21 protein-coding genes are annotated in these 18,505 nt (G+C 64.3%); 13 read left to right on the forward strand and 8 right to left on the reverse strand.

The features are described 5' to 3' along the window. Positions 1-94: 94 nt before the first annotated feature. The 3 genes from LDN85_RS03020 to LDN85_RS03030 all read left to right on the forward strand — a co-directional run bounded on the left by LDN85_RS03020 (position 95) and on the right by LDN85_RS03030 (position 2,911). Positions 95-1,081 carry a LacI family DNA-binding transcriptional regulator gene (locus tag LDN85_RS03020; RefSeq protein WP_091553749.1) on the forward strand — a complete coding sequence of 329 codons (987 nt, stop codon included), beginning with the start codon at positions 95-97 and terminating at the stop codon, positions 1,079-1,081. A gap of 26 nt (positions 1,082-1,107) precedes the next feature. After that, complete coding sequence (gene pyrE / locus LDN85_RS03025; protein ID WP_026542306.1) at positions 1,108-1,680, forward strand: orotate phosphoribosyltransferase; 573 nt, start codon at positions 1,108-1,110, stop codon at positions 1,678-1,680. A 106-nt stretch (positions 1,681-1,786) separates the two neighbouring features. Beyond that, entirely contained in the window at positions 1,787-2,911 is a 1,125-nt protein-coding gene (locus LDN85_RS03030; protein WP_026542307.1) for a thioesterase domain-containing protein, read from the forward strand. 1 nt (position 2,912) lies between these two features. On the opposite strand, the gene LDN85_RS03035 is transcribed toward LDN85_RS03030, so the two are convergent. Beyond that, complete coding sequence (locus tag LDN85_RS03035) at positions 2,913-3,629, reverse strand: tyrosine-protein phosphatase (protein ID WP_223944554.1); 717 nt, start codon at positions 3,627-3,629, stop codon at positions 2,913-2,915. A gap of 9 nt (positions 3,630-3,638) precedes the next feature. Beyond that, positions 3,639-4,460 carry an HAD-IIA family hydrolase gene (locus LDN85_RS03040; RefSeq protein WP_035761154.1) on the reverse strand — a complete coding sequence of 274 codons (822 nt, stop codon included), beginning with the start codon at positions 4,458-4,460 and terminating at the stop codon, positions 3,639-3,641. A 303-nt stretch (positions 4,461-4,763) separates the two neighbouring features. Here LDN85_RS03040 and LDN85_RS03045 point away from each other — a divergent pair, with 303 nt between their 5' ends. Together LDN85_RS03045 and LDN85_RS03050 are read left to right on the forward strand one after the other, a co-directional pair. Next, complete coding sequence (locus LDN85_RS03045) at positions 4,764-6,110, forward strand: hypothetical protein (RefSeq protein ID WP_223944555.1); 1,347 nt, start codon at positions 4,764-4,766, stop codon at positions 6,108-6,110. Positions 6,111-6,189: 79 nt separating this feature from the next. Next, on the forward strand, positions 6,190-6,846 hold the full coding sequence (locus tag LDN85_RS03050) for a TrmH family RNA methyltransferase (RefSeq protein ID WP_223945412.1): 657 nt from the start codon (positions 6,190-6,192) through the stop codon (positions 6,844-6,846). Positions 6,847-6,881: 35 nt separating this feature from the next. Here the strand turns inward: LDN85_RS03050 and LDN85_RS03055 are convergent, their stop codons facing one another. Beyond that, the gene (locus LDN85_RS03055) at positions 6,882-7,862 is read right to left on the reverse strand and encodes a hypothetical protein (protein ID WP_223944556.1); all 981 of its coding nucleotides are present in this window, start codon (positions 7,860-7,862) and stop codon (positions 6,882-6,884) included. 290 nt (positions 7,863-8,152) lie between these two features. Between LDN85_RS03055 and fbaA the strand changes: the two genes are divergently transcribed. Together fbaA and LDN85_RS03065 are read left to right on the forward strand one after the other, a co-directional pair. Next, a complete protein-coding gene (gene fbaA / locus LDN85_RS03060) occupies positions 8,153-9,172 on the forward strand; it encodes a class II fructose-bisphosphate aldolase (protein ID WP_026542313.1) in 1,020 nt (339 codons plus the stop codon). After that, positions 9,172-9,594 carry a DUF3151 domain-containing protein gene (locus LDN85_RS03065; RefSeq protein WP_011773312.1) on the forward strand — a complete coding sequence of 141 codons (423 nt, stop codon included), beginning with the start codon at positions 9,172-9,174 and terminating at the stop codon, positions 9,592-9,594. Before fbaA ends, LDN85_RS03065 begins: the two co-directional genes overlap by 1 nt. A gap of 105 nt (positions 9,595-9,699) precedes the next feature. On the opposite strand, the gene LDN85_RS03070 is transcribed toward LDN85_RS03065, so the two are convergent. From LDN85_RS03070 to LDN85_RS03080, 3 genes are read right to left on the reverse strand one after another with little or no spacing between them, the layout of a single operon-like run. Continuing rightward, positions 9,700-10,521, reverse strand: a complete 822-nt coding sequence (locus LDN85_RS03070; RefSeq protein ID WP_223944557.1) for an ABC transporter ATP-binding protein — start codon at positions 10,519-10,521, stop codon at positions 9,700-9,702. After that, positions 10,518-11,582 carry an iron-enterobactin ABC transporter permease gene (fepG, locus tag LDN85_RS03075; protein WP_223944558.1) on the reverse strand — a complete coding sequence of 355 codons (1,065 nt, stop codon included), beginning with the start codon at positions 11,580-11,582 and terminating at the stop codon, positions 10,518-10,520. Before fepG ends, LDN85_RS03070 begins: the two co-directional genes overlap by 4 nt. After that, complete coding sequence (locus tag LDN85_RS03080) at positions 11,579-12,637, reverse strand: iron chelate uptake ABC transporter family permease subunit (RefSeq protein WP_223944559.1); 1,059 nt, start codon at positions 12,635-12,637, stop codon at positions 11,579-11,581. The genes fepG and LDN85_RS03080 overlap by 4 nt, the downstream gene beginning before the upstream one ends. A 175-nt stretch (positions 12,638-12,812) precedes the next feature. On the opposite strand from LDN85_RS03080, the gene LDN85_RS03085 reads away from it, so the two are divergent. Next, entirely contained in the window at positions 12,813-13,826 is a 1,014-nt protein-coding gene (locus LDN85_RS03085) for an iron-siderophore ABC transporter substrate-binding protein (RefSeq protein WP_223945413.1), read from the forward strand. A gap of 216 nt (positions 13,827-14,042) precedes the next feature. Here LDN85_RS03085 and LDN85_RS03090 read toward each other — a convergent pair whose 3' ends face one another. Next, positions 14,043-14,675 carry a hypothetical protein gene (locus LDN85_RS03090; RefSeq protein WP_026542318.1) on the reverse strand — a complete coding sequence of 211 codons (633 nt, stop codon included), beginning with the start codon at positions 14,673-14,675 and terminating at the stop codon, positions 14,043-14,045. Between the two features lie 273 nt (positions 14,676-14,948). Between LDN85_RS03090 and LDN85_RS03095 the strand changes: the two genes are divergently transcribed. From LDN85_RS03095 to LDN85_RS03110, 4 genes are all read left to right on the forward strand, one after another. After that, positions 14,949-15,296: a hypothetical protein gene (locus LDN85_RS03095; RefSeq protein ID WP_035761145.1), complete on the forward strand. Its 348-nt coding sequence runs from the start codon at positions 14,949-14,951 to the stop codon at positions 15,294-15,296. A gap of 144 nt (positions 15,297-15,440) precedes the next feature. After that, positions 15,441-16,070: a SipW-dependent-type signal peptide-containing protein gene (locus LDN85_RS03100; RefSeq protein WP_223944560.1), complete on the forward strand. Its 630-nt coding sequence runs from the start codon at positions 15,441-15,443 to the stop codon at positions 16,068-16,070. A 3-nt stretch (positions 16,071-16,073) separates the two neighbouring features. Continuing rightward, entirely contained in the window at positions 16,074-16,733 is a 660-nt protein-coding gene (locus LDN85_RS03105) for a SipW-dependent-type signal peptide-containing protein (protein ID WP_223944561.1), read from the forward strand. Beyond that, complete coding sequence (locus LDN85_RS03110; protein ID WP_223944562.1) at positions 16,730-17,254, forward strand: signal peptidase I; 525 nt, start codon at positions 16,730-16,732, stop codon at positions 17,252-17,254. The genes LDN85_RS03105 and LDN85_RS03110 overlap by 4 nt, the downstream gene beginning before the upstream one ends. Before the next feature lie 211 nt (positions 17,255-17,465). Here the strand turns inward: LDN85_RS03110 and LDN85_RS03115 are convergent, their stop codons facing one another. Then, the gene (locus LDN85_RS03115; RefSeq protein ID WP_223944563.1) at positions 17,466-17,675 is read right to left on the reverse strand and encodes a hypothetical protein; all 210 of its coding nucleotides are present in this window, start codon (positions 17,673-17,675) and stop codon (positions 17,466-17,468) included. Between the two features lie 286 nt (positions 17,676-17,961). Here LDN85_RS03115 and LDN85_RS03120 point away from each other — a divergent pair, with 286 nt between their 5' ends. Then, positions 17,962-18,498: a hypothetical protein gene (locus tag LDN85_RS03120; RefSeq protein WP_223944564.1), complete on the forward strand. Its 537-nt coding sequence runs from the start codon at positions 17,962-17,964 to the stop codon at positions 18,496-18,498. Positions 18,499-18,505: the final 7 nt, after the last annotated feature.

The raw sequence follows: 18,505 nt of genomic DNA on the forward strand, positions 1-18,505 counted from the left end.
GGGCTCAGCGGCCCCGTTGGACTCGGTGCCGGGCTCGGCGGCCCCGCTTGGCTCGGTGCTCAACCCGACCGCCCAGCCGGTGAGGCCTCCGGTCATGGGCGACGTCGCGAAGATGGCGGGCGTCTCGCATCAAACTGTTTCCCGTGTCCTGAACAACCATCCGAACGTCAGCGGGAAAACCAGGGAACGCGTGGAATCGGCCATCGCCCAGCTTGGCTATCGACGCAACACCGCAGCCCGCAGCCTGGTAACGCGGCGGTCCCGGACCATCGGCGTACTGGCGTGCGAAACGGGACAGTTCGGCCCGGCGAACACACTGCTGGGAGTAGAACAAGCGGGAAGGGAAGCAGGGTACTTCGTCAGCATCGCCAACCTCCGTGAAGTGACCGGCGAGAGCATCAACGACGCCATTGCCCATTTCCGCAACCAGTCGGTGGACGGGATCGTCATCCTGGTTCCCCATCCCGATGTCCTGGCTGTACTGGGCGATGTTTCCGTGCCTGTGCCGATCGTGGCGGTGGGCGCAGGAGCCGGCAACCAATTAACGGGGGCCTCCTTGGATCAACGCTTGGGAGCCCGCCTTGCCGTTGAGCACCTGATCGGTTTGGGGCACCGCAATATTGCCCACATTTCCGGTCCGCCGCACTGGATCGACGCCGCCGAACGTATCAAAGGCTGGCAGGAGGCGCTGGGCACGGCCGGGCTGGATGCCGGGGTCCTCCTGGAGGGTGGCTGGGATGCCGCGTCGGGGTATCGGGCCGGACGCGATCTGCTGGATCACCGCAGCATCACTGCCGTCTTCGTCGCCAATGACCAGATGGCCGTAGGGGTCCTTCGCGCCGTCCAGGAAGCGGGACGCCACGTGCCAGGCGACATCAGTGTGGTGGGATATGACGACCAACCCGAAGCTGAATTTTTCATGCCGCCCTTGACCTCCGTCAAACAGGATTTCGAAGAACTCGGCCGCCGCTGCATGGAAGCTGTCCTTCAGCAATTGGACGGAGAACCGGCAAGTGACGAACAGATGGTCAACCCGCGCCTGGTGATCCGTTCCACCACGGCTGCCCCTGCGCCGCGCTGAACTCCGCTCCTACTAAACTAGGAGCCATGACTTCCTCGCCTGACACTGCAGCTGCCCGCGCCCGCCTTCTTGAACTCATCAAAGAACTGGCGGTGGTCCGCGGCAAGGTGATCCTCTCCAGCGGCAAGGAAGCGGACTACTACATCGACCTCCGCCGCATCACTTTGCACCACGAGGCCTCCAAACTGGTGGGCCAGGTCATGTTGGGCATGATCGACGACGCCGGCGTTTCCGTTGAGTGCGCGGGCGGCCTCACCATGGGCGCCGACCCCGTAGGTACCGCCGTGATGCACGCTGCCGCCGATGCCGGCCGCGCAGTGGACGCGTTCGTTGTCCGCAAGGCCCAGAAGTCCTACGGCATGGGCCGCCAGGTGGAAGGCCCCTCCGTTGAGGGCCGTAACGTTGTGGTCCTGGAAGACACGTCCACCACCGGCGGGTCCGCGCTGACCGCCGTCGAAGGTGTCCGTAAGGCCGGCGGCAATGTTGTGGCCGTGGCTGTGATCGTTGACCGCGACACCGGCGCCAAAGAGAAGATCGAAGCCGAAACCGGCGTGCCGTACCTCTTCGCTTTCGGCAAGGGCGAGCTGGGCCTCGACTAAGGAGTTTTTGTACAGCACTTGACCTTAAAGGCGCATCTTAAGGGCATCAGCTGTACACAAACTACGGGGCTGTGAGACACCGCCTTCCGAAGCCTATGCTTGCTGCGTGGACGTTCAAGTGGGGAAGTTCCCGGCACCGGCGGAGGTGGAAGAAAACCCCGCCGTGCCGGCCCCTCCCGAGCCGGAGGAGGCAGAGGATCCGGGTGACTGGGCCCGGATCCTGCCTTATGCTGCCCGCCTCAAGAAGAGGTCCCGCCGCAACTTCCTCATCAGCGCCGGAGCGTCCGCAGCGCTGGCAGGGGACATGCTTTTCACCCGCCGTGTCCAGGCCGAACGACGAGCCACCAAGATCCTCCGGGTTCCGGATCCGTACTCGGACCTGTACTTCCCCAAAGCCAGCTGGATCCTGTTCCCGGGGTATAAAACCAGCTGGGAAGAGGCCCAGTGGATCCTCAACTCATTGCGCCCAGCCATGCACCAGCGAGGCCGCCTGGCCGCCGTCGGCTATTCCAACCTGGGACTGGACGTTGACGAGATCGTCCGCGAAATCATCCTCCATGTCCGCGAACTGGAACTGGAGAAGCTCTACTTTTATGGCCATAGTTTCGGCGGCATGCTCGCCACGCAGGTGGCCGCCCGCCTGCTGGAACTGCACGGGGTGGAAACACAACTGATCGTCCTGGATTCGAGCCCGTTCAGCCGCGCCGACGTCCTGGACCAGAGCTGGTTCGACGGTGTGGTGTTCCTGTACGAGAACGGTTTCCGGATCCCATCGGTGCTGCGCGGCGGCTATGAGCTGGGGGAGCGTGTGGCGCACAAGGACGAGCGGACATGGCGCCAAATCCTGGATCAAAGCCTGGAGCAGCTTTCTCCGATCGCCCCTTCCAGCGTGCTCATCCAGACCGAGTCGGCGTACATCTACCATTTCGACGGGCTCCGATTAGCGGGAAAGATCGGTGGCGCCAAGATGGCGTTCATGGGCAACGCCAAAGATGGCACCGTGGACTACGAGTCGGCGCGGGCCGGCTGGAGCAAAGTCTTCGGAGCCAACATGGCCCTTCCCACGCTCAGCACAGAGGGTGCCCGGCCGGCCCACGCGAGCCCGCAATGGAACGGCGGCGTGTACCGGCCCTTGCTGGAACGGATCCAGAACGAGCTCCAGCCGCTCCCACCGGAGCCCGAGGAACCCTCCTACGAGCAGCCGAATGGCAAAATCATCCGTCCGGCCTAGGCTACGGAGCCAGTGATTGAACCTCGACGGCGGTCAGGCCCGCCTCGCGCAGGAAGCTCCGGGCGTCGCCGAACTCCTCTGCGAAAGCGGCCAGGAAGTGCCGCATGGCAGCTTCAGGGCTCTGTAGGACCATCAGTTCGGGGCTGAAGTATGCCGCAGGAGTGGAAGGGACATGCAACCGCCATGTTTCAGCCATGATGTCCAGCATGGTGGGAAGGTTGAGGGTAGTGGCGGTGTAATCCTCCACTATGGAGTCCTCGGCGGCCCCCGCCGCCAGGAGCGCGATGGCCGACACCACGCCCGTCCGGTCCTTGCCCAGGGAGCAATGAACCAGCGTGCGCTTACCGCGGGCGGCGGGACGGAGAGCATCAGCAACCCACTCCGGCCGTAGCTTGATCCAGCCAAGGTAGAGCCCGCCCAGGTCCTCGGGGGTCTCCACAGCATGGAGCGAGCCGGCGATTGCGTTGGGATCCAGCGGGTTGTTCACGAGTTCGACGCCGGGCATGGCGGAGCCGGCTGAGCTGGTGCCGTCCGTCGAACCGTCGCTATTGATCAGCCAGGGAACCAACGAGCGCTCCAACTCGCTGCGCAGGTCCACGATCGCCTGGATGCCGTGCTCCGCCAGGAAAGCCGACGTCGCAGCGGCATCCAAGCCGAACGGCTGGCTCCCCCTGAGTATCCGGCCACCGGCCAGAGGACGCAGATTGAGCACAGCCATCTCTTGTTCCTAAATCTGGCTCTTGAGGTCGGCCACAGAGTTCAGGATCTGGTTGGGCCGGAACGGGAAGGACACGATTTCTTCACGCTGGGTGATTCCGCTGAGGACCAGGACCGTGTGCAGGCCCGCTTCCATGCCGGCAACGATGTCAGTGTCCATGCGGTCACCGATCATGGCAGTGGTCTCGGAATGGGCGTCGATCTGGTTCATGGCGGAACGGAACATCATGGGGTTCGGCTTGCCTACGATGTACGGTTCGCGGCCCGTGGCCTTGGTGATCATGGCCGCTATGGCTCCGGTGGCGGGCATGGGACCGTCCTTGGAGGGGCCGGTGGCATCCGGGTTGGTGGCGATGAACCGGGCACCGGCCAGGATGTGGCGGACGGCCATGGTGATCGCTTCGAAGGAGTAGGTGCGGGTCTCACCCAGCACCACGAAGTCAGGATCGGTGTCCGTGAGGATGAATCCGGCCTCGTGCAGCGCGGTTGTAAGCCCGGCTTCACCGATGGTGTAGGCGCGGTTGCCCGAATCCGAGGACTGGACCTGGTCCTTGAGGAACTGGGCCGTGGCCAGTGCCGACGTCCAAATGTTCTCTTCCGGTACCTCCAGGCCGGACGCACGCAGGCGGGCTGCGAGGTCGCGGGGAGTGAAGATGGAGTTGTTGGTCAGGACCAGGAACCGCTTGGACGTATCCACCCAGCGCTGGATGAGTTCAGCCGCGCCGGGGATTGCCTGGTTCTCATGGACCAGGACGCCGTCCATGTCCGTGAGCCAGCACTCGATTTCGTGGCCGTTCCGATAAACCGATGTGGACGTGGTTTCTTCTGCCATATTTGCCTCCGGCTGGGGTTGTTCATGCACTTCCACCAGTCTTCCATCAATCCGCGGCCCGAACATCCTGGAATCCCGCTTATGTGGGTAGTTCTGCCCATGTGGATAACGGCTGTGACTTGCGCCCGGCGGCTCGAACTCGATTACGCTTGTGGCGGCGCAGGCGTGCCACCACCGTGGGTCGGGGGATCGACATGGTGGTTTTTATGCGTCGTCCACGCTTCAGCAGGTCCCCTCTTACGGTTTATCCACCGGATGTCCCAGAAACATCCCGGTGACCCACTGCTTTCGAAAGGGCCTGTCATGAGCAACAACAACGGAGCGCCGCAGCCTCCCTACAACCCCGACGGCGTGCCGCAGCCCCGCTACGACACCGGCCAAGGCCAGTACGGACAGTACAAGCCAGGGCAGGGGCAGCCGGGCCAATACCAGCCAGGTGAGGGCCAGCCGGGCGAGGGCCAGACCGAGGCATTCCCCACCCAGCAGCCGCCGACGCAGGCCTACCCCGCCCAGTCCTATCCGACGCAGGCGTATCCCACCCAGCAGCCCCCAACGCAGGCATACCCCGCGCAGCAGGCGAACCAGCCGGGCCACCCCGACGGCGAGTATGCCGAGACCGTGCACCGCTACCCTGATGCCCGGCAGGGTCCATCAGCGCAGCAGGACCAGCCAGGCTACCCGGGCGCAGGCTACCCGGCGCAGCCCGGCGGACCCGGAGCAGGCTACCCCGGTCAGCCCGGCCAGCCCGGCTACCCAGGCCAGCCCGGCGGACCCGGCCAGAACCCGGGCGACCACAACCGGAAGTCGTTGTTCCTCATCCTGGGTGGTGTCGCCGTCGTCGTGATTATTGCCCTGGTGGTGGCGTTCACGTGGCTGATCCCGTCCATGACCAAGCCCACCGCAGTGGAGTCCCCGTCGCCCTCGGTGACGTCCTCGGATGAAGCCTCGGATGCAGCCGCTGAACCGTCCGCTGAACCGTCCTCCGAACCGTCGGGGGAGGCTTCGGCGTCCTCCACCATGCCCGCCGGTGCCATCCCGCTGCCGTCCGTGTGGGAGCAACTCGCCGGCCCCAGCAACGTACCCGCCGACGGTGATCCGTTGTTCAACAGGTGGGTGACGGGCGAATCCTCCTTCCAGTACTTGGCCGAATGGACCCACGACGAGTCGTTCGGAATCACCAAGGACCCCACCACGGGTGAAGAAATCCAGAAGAAGGCCCAGGGCACGGTGGAGACCGACGGTGACGGCATCGCGCTCGCCTATGCGTTCTTCGCCGAGTCGGAGGAGGGCAAGTTCGGCAAGGATCCTGTTGAGGTCAAGAAAGCCATCCAGGACATCGAAGCCCGCTACAAGGGCATGTCGGCCACCGAGCTGCCGCAGAACCTGGTGGGTCACAAGTGCGCTTCGAACTTCAAGACCTCAATGCCGGAAATCCGTGAGTTCCGCCGCGGTGCAGCAGTTGTTGTCGGCTTCACCTGCGCCAACGCCCGTGGTGAAGCCATCCAAGCCGTCAACCTGTTCTCCGTAACTCCCTGGGGAACACCGCAGATGCTTGGCGTCAGCGGCCACAAGGAATACTGGGACGCGCACCCCGGGCTCTTTGAGCAGTTGGCTAACTCGTACCGCATCAACAAGTGGAAGATGGGCTAGTCCCGGCGGGTCCAAGCGGCAGGGCTAAAGTTGAGGGGTGACTGACCTTCCCCCCACTACAGCCCTGCCCACCCCTGCCCTGTCCTCGGCCGAGACCACACCGGAAGGCGGGGAAGAAGCGAAGCCCGAGGTTGGCGTCGGGCCCTGGGAAGGTGAGCTGCCGGTTGGCGACCACTGGGATCCGGACCTGTTGAGGGATGGTGACCGCCGCAACGTGGTGGACCAGTACAGGTACTGGAAGCACGAGGCGATCGTCGCGGACCTTGATTCAAAGCGGCACGATTTCCACATCGCCATAGAGAACTGGCAGCACGACCTCAACATCGGCACGGTGGTCCGGACCGCCAACGCGTTCCTTGCCAAGGAGGTCCACATCATTGGTCGACGCCGGTGGAACCGTCGCGGGGCCATGGTCACCGACCGCTACCAGCACGTCCGCCACCACCCCACGGTCGAGGACTTCGTGCAGTGGGCCGAGGGGGAGGGGCTTGCCGTGATCGGCATCGATATCTTCCCGGATTCGGTGCCGTTGGAGACGTACGACCTCCCGAAGAACTGCGTGCTGGTTTTCGGCCAGGAAGGCCCCGGCCTGACACCCGAGGTGCACGATGCCGCCGTCGCTACGCTTTCAATCGAGCAGTTCGGCTCCACCCGGTCCATGAATGCTGCCTCCGCGGCCGCCATCGCCATGCACGCGTGGGTGCGCCGGCACGTATTCCAACAGCCCGTGAGCTAGGCGAGCTGTCAGTATGACCCCGGGCAGCTGCCGTTCTATTGGTCTTTGAGAGTCGCTTTTCCGTCGACGATGTGAATCTCACCTGAGGCTCTGGGTATTACAATCTCAACCTTCGGCTCCCATTGCGGGGCGTCGTCACGGCCGCTGTTCACTTCGTAGCTCACCGAAGCCGCGCCCGATTGCGCCGACTGAATGATCCAACTGTCCTCGCCGCGAAGGAGAGTGAAGGTGGGCTCCTTCTCGATGGTCCATTTTACGTTGCGGGTAGGTCGGTATTCGGAGATCGCAAACCCGGAACAGCCACGACGCGTCGCTTCGGCGGTACTAGCCAGAGCGGAGGCAGTGCATTCAGTCCGTTTGTTCTCAAGAAGCGTCCGGGTCTCGTCCAGGAGCAGCTGGGTGGGTAACACTTTCAAACGTTCGGCGTTCTTGGAAATCGCCCGGTCAATGCTGATCAAGGCCTTCTGCTCTTCTGCCATTGTGTACTTGTCTCCGGAAATGCCGAGGGTGTACTCGCCGGGGAAGGCCGGCATCAGCAGGGAATCACTGGCAGCGGTTCCGGAGTCAGGAGCGGCAACAACCACGCCGTTCACGGTGAACAACCCCACGGGACGGTTGGAACTGATCCGGATTTTCTGGAAGTTTTTGGGCCCAACCTTCCACTCGCCTTCACGTGACTTGGTCATCCTCAGAATGATTTCCTGCTTGCGGCCGTTCTGGGTGACTTCGGCAGTGACGAACTCCGACCTTGCCTCCAGGATCCGGTAACCGTCAATGTGCTGCTTTGCATTTTTGTACACGTTGTTTTGGAGGAGAGCCCGTTCATTCTCGGGGACGCCGGGGTCCGATACGCTGAGGGCTTTCTCGCCGTCACCATCGATCAGGGCCTGGAAGTATGTTTTTGCTGTGGCGCTCATGCCCCGGTCCGGTGAGAACAACGGCAAAACCAGGAGAACCAGAGCAACGATGGCTGCGGTGAGGAAGGCCGCCGCACCCGCTGCAATGGCAATAATCATCTTCCGTTTCCGCCCGGGGTGCGCTTCCGGGAAAGTACCGCCCTGGGGCGGCAGGGGTGGCGTTGGGCGGGGCTGATGGTTTGCGCTCGGGGGGAACTCCATTCCGGCAGTATATCCACCGTCTCGATGAATCAGAGGTAGCTGGCGGATTGTGAACCCGGCGGAAGTGTTAAGAGCCCCCAGTGACCCGAAACACGGCGTCCCGGCGGATATCGCTAGGATGGGTGCTAGCCGTAAGCGGTCTACTCCAGGGTTACCAACCCACAGACGAATTCAGCATAGGAGTCACCATGCCCATTGCAACCCCAGAGATTTACTCCGAGATGATCGACCGCGCAAAGGCAGGCGGATTCGCTTTCCCCGCGGTCAACGTGACGTCGTCGCAGACTCTGAACGCTGCGATCCGCGGTTTCGCCGAGGCCGAATCGGACGGCATCATCCAGGTTTCCACCGGTGGCGCAGCCTACTGGTCCGGCGCTTCGATCAAGGACATGGTTGCCGGTTCCCTCGGCTTCGCCGCGTTCGCCCGCGAAGTTGCCAAGAACTACAACGTCAACATCGCCCTGCACACGGACCACTGCCCGCAGGACAAGCTGGCGGACTTCGTCCTGCCGCTGCTCGCCGCTTCCGAGGAAGCCGTCAAGGCCGGCAACGACCCCATCTTCAACTCGCACATGTGGGACGGCTCGCACGAGACCCTCCCGGAGAACCTGCGCATCGGCCGCGAGCTGCTGGAACGTGCAGCTGCTGCGAAGATCATCCTCGAAGTTGAAATCGGCACCGTTGGTGGCGAAGAAGACGGCGTTGAGAACGAGATCAACGAGAAGCTCTACACCACCACCGAGGACGCCCTGGCCACGATCGAGGCACTCGGCGCCGGCGAACACGGCCGCTACCTCACCGCGCTGACCTTCGGCAACGTGCACGGCGTCTACAAGCCGGGCAACGTCAAGCTCCGCCCGGAACTGCTCAAGCAGATCCAGTCCGAGGTTGGCGCCAAGATCGGCAAGGAAAACCCGTTCGACCTCGTCTTCCACGGCGGTTCAGGCTCCACCGAGCAGGAAATCGCTGACGCCGTTTCCTACGGTGTCATCAAGATGAACATCGACACCGACACCCAGTACGCCTTCACCCGCCCGGTTGCCGGCCACATGTTCTCCAACTACGACGGCGTCCTGAAGGTCGACGGCGAAATGGGCAACAAGAAGACCTACGACCCCCGCGTCTGGGGTGCTTCGGCCGAAGCCGGCATGGCCGCGCGCATCGTCGAAGCCGCACAGCAGCTCGGTTCGGTGGGCAAGACCTTCTAATGTCTGACGAATTCCGCAAGAACCTGATGGGGCCGGAGCCTACGCTCCTGCCCGCTGAAACCGAGATCTACCAGCACTTGGCGCTCGGCAACGAAGCGCTGGACCTGGTGGCCAAAAACCCTACGTCGTCCCTGCTGTGGGCCATCCTCGCCGAGGAAGCCTGGGCCGAAGGCCGGACCATCGAGTCCTACGCCTACGCCCGCGTTGGCTACCATCGCGGACTGGACTCCCTGCGCCGCAACGGTTGGCGCGGAGTGGGACCTATCCCGTGGGAGCATGAGCCCAACCAGGGCTTCCTGCGTGCCCTCTACGCGTTGGGCCGGGCAGCATCGGCTATCGGCGAGGCTGAAGAGCCGGAGCGGATCGAGAAGTTCCTGAACGACTCGGACCCCAAGGCCAAGGCAGCGCTCGAAGCCCGCTGACGCGGAATCAATAAAGCACACGACGACGGCGACCCTCACCGAAAGGTGGGGGTCGCCGTCGTCGTTAAGGGCGTTAGTCGAACAGCGCTCAGTCCGTAACAGCGCTCAGTCCGTAACAGCGGAGTGCCGCGGCCGCCCCAGCGGAACCACCAGCGGCGTGTGCGTCACGGGATCGTCAATAATCCGGCAGGCCATCCCGAAGACTTCCTCCACCAAGGACTCGGTGATCACGTCAGCGGGAGCGCCCTCGGCCACCACCACGCCGTCCTTCATGGCGATGATGTGGTCCGCGTAGCGGCTGGCATGGTTGAGGTCGTGCAGCACGGCAACCAGGGTGTGGCCCTTGTCCAGGTTGAGCTCGCGGAAGAGTTCCAACAGTTCAATCTGATGGGCTATGTCCAGGAACGTGGTGGGTTCGTCCAGCAGCATCAGCGGTGTTTGCTGGGCGAGGACCATGGCCACCCACACTCGCTGCCGCTGCCCGCCGGACAGTTCGTCCACCAAACGGCCGGACAGGGCTGCGACGCCGGTGGCCTCCATGGCGTCGACAACTGCATTCTCGTCAGCCTCGGACCACTGGCGCAGCAGTTTTTGGTGCGGGTACCGTCCACGGGCCACGAGGTCCGCCACGGTGATGCCGTCGGGCGCGATGGAAGACTGCGGCAAGAGCCCCAGACGCCGGGCAAGTTCTTTCGCGGGAAGCGCGGTCACGGATTTCCCGTCCAGCAGCACCTGACCGCTGCGGGGCTTGATGAGCCGGGCGAGGGCGCGCAGCAGTGTTGATTTGCCACACGCATTGGGCCCGACAATCACCGTGAACTGCCCCTCGGGGATCCGCACGTTGAGGTTCTCGGAAATGACGCGTTGCTCGTAGCCGATGGTGAGTGCTTCGGCGTGCAGCTGCGGGGCAGCGGTGGTGAGGCTCATGATTTCCTTGCTTCCCTGGCCAGCAGCCAAACGAGGTAGATTCCGCCGATGCATACCGTCACAACGCCCACTGGCAGCTGGATCGGGGCAAAGAGGCGTTGGGCCGCGAGGTCGCTCGCTGCCAGCAGGAAGGCTCCCATCACGGCAGAGGGAACCAACGTGATGCCCGCGCTTCGAGTGAGCCGCCGCGCAAGTTGCGGTGCCGCGAGGGCAACGAAAGCGATGGGACCGGCAACCGCGGTGACAGCAGCCGTCAGTGCGACGCCGAGGACCAGCAGCAGCAAGCGGGTGGGTTCCGCCCGGACGCCCAAGGCGCGTGCGGCGTCGTCGCCCATTTCCAGCAACTGCATCCGGCGGGCGGCTGCCAACGTGCCCAAGCCAACCACTGCAACCACGACGGCGGCGGGCGCCGCTTGCTCCCAGGTGATGCCGTTGAGGGACCCGGCTCCCCAGACGGCGGCCGCCAGCGCGGCCTCAAGCTCGGCCTGCAGGATCAGCCAGTGGTTGAAGGCGGCCAGCATGGCACTGATGCCGATGCCCACAATGATGAGCCGGAAACCTTGGGAGCCGCGGCGGTAGGCGAGCAAGTAGACGGCCAACGCGGTGAGGATTCCGCCAACCAAGGCCCCTGCAGCGATGCCTAAATATCCGCCGCCGATGGTCAGCATCACGATCAGCGCTCCGGTGTAGGCGCCGGTGTTGAAGCCGATGATGTCCGGGCTGCCCAGCGGGTTGCGGGTCATGGACTGGAAGATTCCGCCGCTCATGCCAAGTGCTGCACCGAAGACCAGTGCTGCCAGGACGCGCGGGAGCCGCCACTCCATGACTATGGTTTGGGCAAGACCCGGTGCGTCACCGGCGAAGGCCTGGAGTACTTGCGGCACTGAAACGTCGTAATCACCGGTTGCCAGGCTGGCCACCGCCACGGCCAGCGCGGCCAGAATCAACGGGATGCAGACAAGGATGCTGCGGATGTCGACACGGAAGCTCAGCCAACGGTTTCGGACCACAGCGGTGGACCGGCCAAAGTCGGTGCGGTTGCTCTGGTCCAGGCGCGTCACAGCCCACTCACTTTCCGCCGCCGTGCAAGGGCAATCAGCACCGGCGCGCCAATGAATGCGGTCACCACGCCCACTTGGAGTTCCCCGGGAGCAGCGATCCGGCCCACTACGTCCGACACCAGCAGCAGGATGGGGGAGAGCACCACGGTGGTGGCAAGGATCCACCGCTGGTCCGGGCCCACAATCCAGCGGGCTACGTGCGGAATCATGAGGCCCACGAAACCGATGGCACCTGCACCGGCTGTTGCCGCTCCGCTGAGGAGGGTGATGGCCACGACGCCCAGGATGCGGGTGCGGTTGACGTTGGCGCCCAAGGAAGTGGCGAGGTCGTCGCCCAGCGCCATGGCGTTGAGCCCGCCCACGCAGAACACGGCGATCACCAAGCCCAGGCCCATGAACGGCGCCACAGTCAGGACCGATTCCATGCTGCGGGTGTCCAACGAGCCGATGCTCCACGAGCGCAGGTGGTCAAAAGCCCTGGGATTCAGGAGCGTCAGCCCTGAGCCGATGCCGGTGAGGACGGCGCCCAAGGCAACACCGGCCAAAGTGAGCCTGATGGGATTCACCACGTTCCTGCCGGAGGTGCCAATCAGGTACACGGCAGCCGTGGTGAGGATGGCGCCGGCGAACGCAAACCAGATATAGCCGCTCAGTGAGCCAATCCCGAAGACGCCAATGGCAACCACAATGGCAAACGACGCGCCGGCGTTGACGCCCAGGATGCCCGGATCAGCCAAGGGATTGCGCGTGATCGCTTGGATGAGCGCACCGGCCACGCCTAGGGAGACTCCTACCGCGATCCCCATCAAGGTGCGGGGGAGCCGGTTCTGCAGGATGATCGCGTGATCGGCGGAGTCCTGTGGGTTGGTGAAGGCCTCAAGGACCGTCGATGCCGGGATGAACTTGGCTCCAACACCCAGGCTGAGCAACACCGCACCCACCAGGGCGGCCGCTGCCAGGGCGAGGAAGAGGACCCTCCACCGGGACTTATTGACGACGCCGGAACCGGCAGCCGCGCTGACAGCCGGAAGGGCAGGAGCGGCTACCGGGGACATGACACCGTCGATGGGGACACAGCAGGGACCATTTCGCAGAGGGGCGGTAATAAGACGGGCATTGTGGTGACTGTCGTCACAACGTCACAGAAGTGTGCCTTAATTAGGTTAGCCTTACCCAGTGAAAAATGACGATTTTGAAGTGCAGCCGGGCAAGGCTTCCCCCCAGCGCCGGATGGCAGTGCGCAAGCTTGTGCTGAAGGCGGCAGGTGCCGTCCTGGCGGTTGGCCTGATCGCGGGCTGCGGCACCAGTGGTGGCTCAGGGTCTGCTGCCGGCAACGCCGATGTTGCCACGGGCGGCTCCAAGTTCACCACCGCGGACCAGGAGACGGCCAAATTGGGCACCGACGCCGCTCCCGGTGTCTTTCCCCGCACGCTCAAGCACGCCAACGGTGAAACCACGTTGGAGAAGAAGCCCACCCGCGTGGTGGTTCTGGACACCGGTGAACTGGACGACGTCGTAACCCTTGGCGTCACTCCGGTGGGCATGGCAACCACCGAAGGCGCCAACCCGGTCCCCACCTACCTGGCCGACAAGGTCAAGGATGTGGCGTCGGTAGGCACCATCCAGGACCTCAACCTTGAGGCCATCGCTGCCCTGAAGCCGGATCTCATTTTGGGTAGCCAACTCAGGGCCGACAAGTTGTACAAGCAGCTCTCCACCATTGCTCCCACGGTGTTCAGCATCCGCCCCGGCTTCCCTTGGAAGGAAAACTTCCTGCTGGTGGGCAAGTCCCTGGGCGAGGAAGACAAAGCCGTCAAGGCACTCAACGACTACCAGGCCGAAGCCGATGCGCTCAAGGCTGACGTGAAGGGCGATCCCAAGATCTCCCTGGTGCGCTTCCTCCCGGGCAAGATCCGTTTGTACGCGAACAAGTCGCTGATCGGCGTGATCCTCAAGGACGCCGGGCTGGCCCGTCCGGAGAACCAGGACATCGATGAACTCGCAGCCGAGATCTCGGCCGAGAACATCGAGCAGGGCGATGCCGACTGGATCTTCTACAGCAGCTACGGCGACCCCGCGGCCACGGGCGAAACCTCCGTGGTTGAAGGCGCTGTCTGGCCCAAGCTCGGCGCAGTCAAAGCCGGCCAGGCCAAGGCCGTCAGCGACGACGTCTGGTTCCTGGGGCTCGGCCCCACCGGCGCGCAGCTGATCCTCAAGGACCTCCGCAGCATGCTGGCCGGCTAACGCCGCCCAACAACAAGCACCCCAACGACGACGGCGGCCCTCACCAAAAGGTGGGGGCCGCCGTCGTATGTGCGTTGTGAGGCCCGGTCTGCGCGCTTACCCGGAGGTTTGGGGCGCAAAGCGGGCCACGCAAGGAAGGGTGCGTGCGTTGTGAGGCCCGGTCTACGCGCTTACCCGGAGGTTTGGGGCGCAAAGCGGGCCACGCAAGGAAGGGAACTACGCCTTGCGGGGGATGCCCGTGCGGGCCATGGCCTCGGCGTAGGCGCCGTGGATGGCATCCAGGTATTCCTGCTGGCGGGCCGGGGTGCCGGCGAAGGAGCGGCCACCGAGCGAGCGGACCTTGAAGGTCTTGAAGCCACGGCGGGCGATGCTTGCCGGTGCGGCCTTCATGAGCTGGTCGGCCAGACGGTGTGCCTCGTTGCCGTGTGCCACAAGGGCGGACGTGCGCGGCAGGAGCTGGAGGAGGCGCAGGAGCGGCTTCAAGCCCTCGGTGATGTTGGCAGGTGTGAGCTTGCCCGGTTCCTCGTTGGGTTCGATCCACGGGTACGCGTTCCAGGGCATCATGAGCGCGGGACGCAGGCCCAGCTGCCACTGCATACCGAGCATACGGGTGGCGGCTTCCTCGTCACCGGGGGTGATGAAACCTTCGCCGGTGGTGGTGCGCTGGTTGGAGAAAAGGCTGACGATGCGGCAGTCATCCATGCTGTGAGCGGGGTCGATGTAAAGGACCTCGCTGCCCGGCTTCTGCTCCTTGATGGAGTCGCACAGCTCGTTGACCTCGGCAATGTGCGGTTCGTAGCGGCGGTTCCAGAGGATTTCTTCGGGTGATTCAGTCGCCAGTTCTTGCATCAGGGGTTAGGTCTCCTAGGTGTTACAGCGCACCGTTCCAAGGGGCCGCGGGCATGCCGCGGCCGAACCTCAAAGGGTGCTGTTGGGGGCTAACTAACCTTACCGGACTATGGGGGTTAACGGGTCCTGCTCCGGCGCGCCCTTTAAATGCGACGCGGCGTGTTGCCCGGAAACGTGTCCGGCGTCTCGGACGGCGGGGCCAACTCCTTGCAGGAGCCGGAGCCGGAGCCGCGGTCTCGACGAAGGCCCGCGGCATGGTGCATGATGCGCCCTATGGAGAAACAGGAATCGTCGGCTGCTGCCGTTGCCGCCTTTGAGGGACTCGGGGAAGACTTGGCGCCGGCCGGTGTGGTCATGGGAAAGATGTTCGGCGCCACCTCCCTCATGCTCAACAAGAAGGCGCTGGCCTGCTTGAACGGAGACAAAGTGGTCTTCAAACTGGGCCGTGATACTGCTGAGCATGCCCGCGCACTGTCCCTTCCCGGAGCCGTCCTCTTCGACCCTTCACGCATGGGCCGTCCGTTCAAGGACTGGGTGGAGCTGCCCTTCGCCGAGCATGAGGATTGGCCTGCTTTCGCCGAAGCCGCCTTGGAGTTCGTCGCGGGGGAGCAGGGGACCTAAACGCATTTGCCCACGTCAAAGCGTTGACATACCTTCGCGGGAATGATCAGTTGGAACCAAGGTTTTGGGGGAAACCAACCGGGGACCCCCACCTCCGGACTGACGATCCCTTGATCGTCAGCAACAACAATCGTGGGGGTAATAGTGGTTGCATCAACAGCGTCGCCGGAAACGGACCCGGGCCAGCGTGACATCGGGTCCCGGAAATCACCGAAAGTCCGTGCCATCCTTGCCGGCGGACTGGTCCTGGGGGTAGGCGCAGCCATCACCTTGGCAGCTTGGAATGACTCCGAATTTGCCCAGGGAACCTTCACGGCAGGTGCCTTCAACCTCGAGGGCAGCACGGATGGGACATCGTTCGGAGAGAACCCCGTCGACGACCCGGCAACGCTCGGCTTTACTGCCGCGCCGGCCAACCTGGCACCCGGCGACGTCGTCACGGCGCCTTTCGCAGTCAGGTTGGACGACACCACGAGCAACGACGCCACCGTCACAGTCACCACGGAGACCTCCACCGGAGCCCTCACCGGCCTGACCTACTCGCTGACGCAGTCCGCTGGCTTCGGGTGTGGAGAACCCGTCACGGAAACGTTGGTGGCAGCCGGGCAGGCACTGGGCACCACGCCGGCCAGTGTCACCTTCGACCTGGTGCAGGGAAGCGGCACGGCCAATGGCACCGCCGTGAACCTCTGCTTCCGGATTACCGCAGATGATGGCCTCGTCCAATCCCAATCCGGGACCACCACCTGGGAATTCGCCGCACAATCGCAGTAACCCATGGGCAGACGAGAAGCCGAAACCCAGCGCGGTGCGGCGCTGATCCGCATTCGTGCGCTGCTGGCAGGGGCCTTGGTGCTGGGGCTGGGCAGTTCCGTGACCCTTGCTTCGTGGACTGACAGCGACTTTGCCGCCGGTGCCTTTGGCGCGAGCGTATTCGTCACCGAGTCCAACGTCACCAAACCGTACAACGCGTCAGGGACGTGGAGTGCCAACGACGTTGCGCCCGGTGCAGCGTTGGTGTTCACGGCCACTTCCATGAGCCCGGGCAGTGTGGTCTATGCCCCCTTCGCCCTCCGAACCAAGGCAAACTCGGTGGCGGGCGAGGTGGTGCTCGGGATTCCGGCCGTAACCAGCAGCGGGACGGGAACCGCCGAGCTTGGCGCCGCCCTGCGCTACAGGGTGGTCCGCTCGGCTACCTGCGATGCTGCGTCCTTCACCGGAACACCCACCTTCGTAGTGGGCAGCGACGGCGCCAAGCCGTTGACGCAAGGGCAGGCTGCCGGCGTCGTCAATCCCTTGTCGGCAGCGTCGGCGACGCTGCCTGGAACGCCCGCGCAGTTCTGCTTCGAGGTCACTCTGCCGGCTGGTGCCAACAACGCGCTCCAAGGCCAGACTGCTACTGCGACCTGGCAGTTCACTGCCACCTCGAGCTCATGAGCGGCCGCCGATTCCGCAGCAGGCTGCGTGAAACATTGCTGAACCTTGCTGCCGTGGGCGGCGCCGTCTGCATCCTGGCGGTGGTGTGTGCCCTGCTCTTCAATATCACCTTGGTCATGTTCAAAACGGGGTCCATGTCCCCGGCCATTCCGGCCGGATCACTGGCGGTGGTCCGCCAAATCCCGGCAGCTGATATCGGCATCGGGGATGTAGTCACCGTGGACAGGCCCGGCAAACTGCCCATCACGCACCGGGTCCAATCCGTGGAGCCTGCGCAGGGAGCCGCCCGGACCATCACCATGAAAGGCGACGCCAACACTGAAGCCGATCCCGCCCCTTACGTGGTGGAGAAAGTCCGGCTGGTGATCTGGTCCGCGCCGGGGCTCGCGCACCCGCTGGCGGCTGCGGCCAACCCCGTGGTCCTCGGCGCCACCACGGTTGCCGTGTCCGCATTGGTGACGTGGGTGCTGTGGCCGAGGAGCACTCGCAGACGAAGGACCGGACAACATGTGGCGGCTTAGTCCGGCGGGGCTGCTGGGCGTGCTGCTTCCTGGCGTATTGATGCTTGGCGCCGCGCCCGCTGCACCGGCAGTCGCACCGGCAGTTGCCGCGGACGGTTACCCGCCCGGTTGGTTGGAGCTCGACGCCGGACCCACCGGCCAAGTGCATCGCCTCACCCCTGGTGGAAGCGCGGATTGGGTGGTGGATGTCCAGGTTCGTGGTGAACCCGCCTCATCCCTGGAGGTGGGCATGGAGCCCGGTCCGGCGGATGCGGCGGCCCTGCGTGACTTCCTGAGCGTGGAGCTCCAGGGCTGCTCCGAACCCTGGACGGGAAGTTCCTGCGCCCAAGGTCCCCGTGTTCTGATGCAGCGGACGCCCCTGAACAGGGCCGACGGCGTGCGGGTGGACCTCATGAGCCCAGGAGCTTTGGAATCCACCCATGCCCACGTTTTGGTGAGGGCAACACTGGCCGAGGATGTTCCGCCTGAAGTGCGGGGAGCCGGACACAAATTGTGCTGGGCTTTCACGGTTCTGGTGACGGTGCTGGTTCCGGTGACGGTGCTGGTTCCGGTGACGGTGCTGGTTCAGGAGGCTCACCCGGAAACCCGGCGGAACCGCCGTCGGACGCTCTTGCCCACACGGGTTTCAGGCTGGGCGGGTTTGCGCTGCTCGGCATTGTGGCGGTCATGGCAGGTTTTGGGTTGGCGCGCCTGCGGGGTGGTGGCCGGTGAGGGTATGGGCCAAAGTGCGGTCAGGGCTGGTGCTGGCTGTGCCTCTCGCCGTGGTGCTTTCCGTGGTGAACCCGCCGGCTTCCACGGAGGCGGCGTGGCAGCGCGATCAGTTTGCGTCCGGGAGCTTCGGGACGGTGACCATTCCGGCTCCCACACTCAATGGCCAGTGCACCTACAACCCAGGCGTTCTTGGACTGGGGGCGTATGTCCGCATCCTGTGGAAAGCGCCGGCGGGGTACTCCCTGGCGAATGCCGAACTGCAGGTATCCACCAGCGGACTGGGCTCGGCGTTGGCCCCGCTGACTGGGTACAACCTGGCGGCCAACACCACGGGAAATGCGGCCTCGGGGTACAGCACCGAAGTCCAGGCAAACCTGCTGGGCGGGCTCCTGGGGCTGGGAACCGAGCTCCAGATTGCGATTACGGTCAAGGACCCGGTGTCAGGATGGACGTCGAAGGCTGCTTCCGTGGCGTCAAATGCAGGGTTGGTGGCCGGTCTTGGCGGAAGCTGCCGCAATCTGCCCGCGGCCTGACGTCGGC

The organism is Arthrobacter sp. StoSoilB20 (assembly GCF_019977295.1).
GTDB classification, from domain to species: domain Bacteria; phylum Actinomycetota; class Actinomycetes; order Actinomycetales; family Micrococcaceae; genus Arthrobacter; species Arthrobacter nicotinovorans_A.

What these genes read in the sequence shown, in the direction of transcription:
- LDN85_RS03020 (WP_091553749.1), top strand. Translation starts at nt 95, where the DNA reads ATGGGCGACGTCGCGAAGATGGCGGGCGTCTCGCATCAAACTGTTTCC.
- pyrE (WP_026542306.1), top strand. Translation starts at nt 1,108, where the DNA reads ATGACTTCCTCGCCTGACACTGCAGCTGCCCGCGCCCGCCTTCTTGAA.
- LDN85_RS03035 (WP_223944554.1), bottom strand. Translation starts at nt 3,629, where the DNA reads ATGGCTGTGCTCAATCTGCGTCCTCTGGCCGGTGGCCGGATACTCAGG.
- LDN85_RS03040 (WP_035761154.1), bottom strand. Translation starts at nt 4,460, where the DNA reads ATGGCAGAAGAAACCACGTCCACATCGGTTTATCGGAACGGCCACGAA.
- LDN85_RS03045 (WP_223944555.1), top strand. Translation starts at nt 4,764, where the DNA reads ATGAGCAACAACAACGGAGCGCCGCAGCCTCCCTACAACCCCGACGGC.
- LDN85_RS03055 (WP_223944556.1), bottom strand. Translation starts at nt 7,862, where the DNA reads ATGATTATTGCCATTGCAGCGGGTGCGGCGGCCTTCCTCACCGCAGCC.
- fbaA (WP_026542313.1), top strand. Translation starts at nt 8,153, where the DNA reads ATGCCCATTGCAACCCCAGAGATTTACTCCGAGATGATCGACCGCGCA.
- LDN85_RS03065 (WP_011773312.1), top strand. Translation starts at nt 9,172, where the DNA reads ATGTCTGACGAATTCCGCAAGAACCTGATGGGGCCGGAGCCTACGCTC.
- LDN85_RS03070 (WP_223944557.1), bottom strand. Translation starts at nt 10,521, where the DNA reads ATGAGCCTCACCACCGCTGCCCCGCAGCTGCACGCCGAAGCACTCACC.
- LDN85_RS03080 (WP_223944559.1), bottom strand. Translation starts at nt 12,637, where the DNA reads ATGTCCCCGGTAGCCGCTCCTGCCCTTCCGGCTGTCAGCGCGGCTGCC.
- LDN85_RS03085 (WP_223945413.1), top strand. Translation starts at nt 12,813, where the DNA reads ATGGCAGTGCGCAAGCTTGTGCTGAAGGCGGCAGGTGCCGTCCTGGCG.
- LDN85_RS03090 (WP_026542318.1), bottom strand. Translation starts at nt 14,675, where the DNA reads ATGCAAGAACTGGCGACTGAATCACCCGAAGAAATCCTCTGGAACCGC.
- LDN85_RS03095 (WP_035761145.1), top strand. Translation starts at nt 14,949, where the DNA reads ATGGAGAAACAGGAATCGTCGGCTGCTGCCGTTGCCGCCTTTGAGGGA.
- LDN85_RS03105 (WP_223944561.1), top strand. Translation starts at nt 16,074, where the DNA reads ATGGGCAGACGAGAAGCCGAAACCCAGCGCGGTGCGGCGCTGATCCGC.
- LDN85_RS03110 (WP_223944562.1), top strand. Translation starts at nt 16,730, where the DNA reads ATGAGCGGCCGCCGATTCCGCAGCAGGCTGCGTGAAACATTGCTGAAC.
- LDN85_RS03115 (WP_223944563.1), bottom strand. Translation starts at nt 17,675, where the DNA reads ATGGGTGGATTCCAAAGCTCCTGGGCTCATGAGGTCCACCCGCACGCC.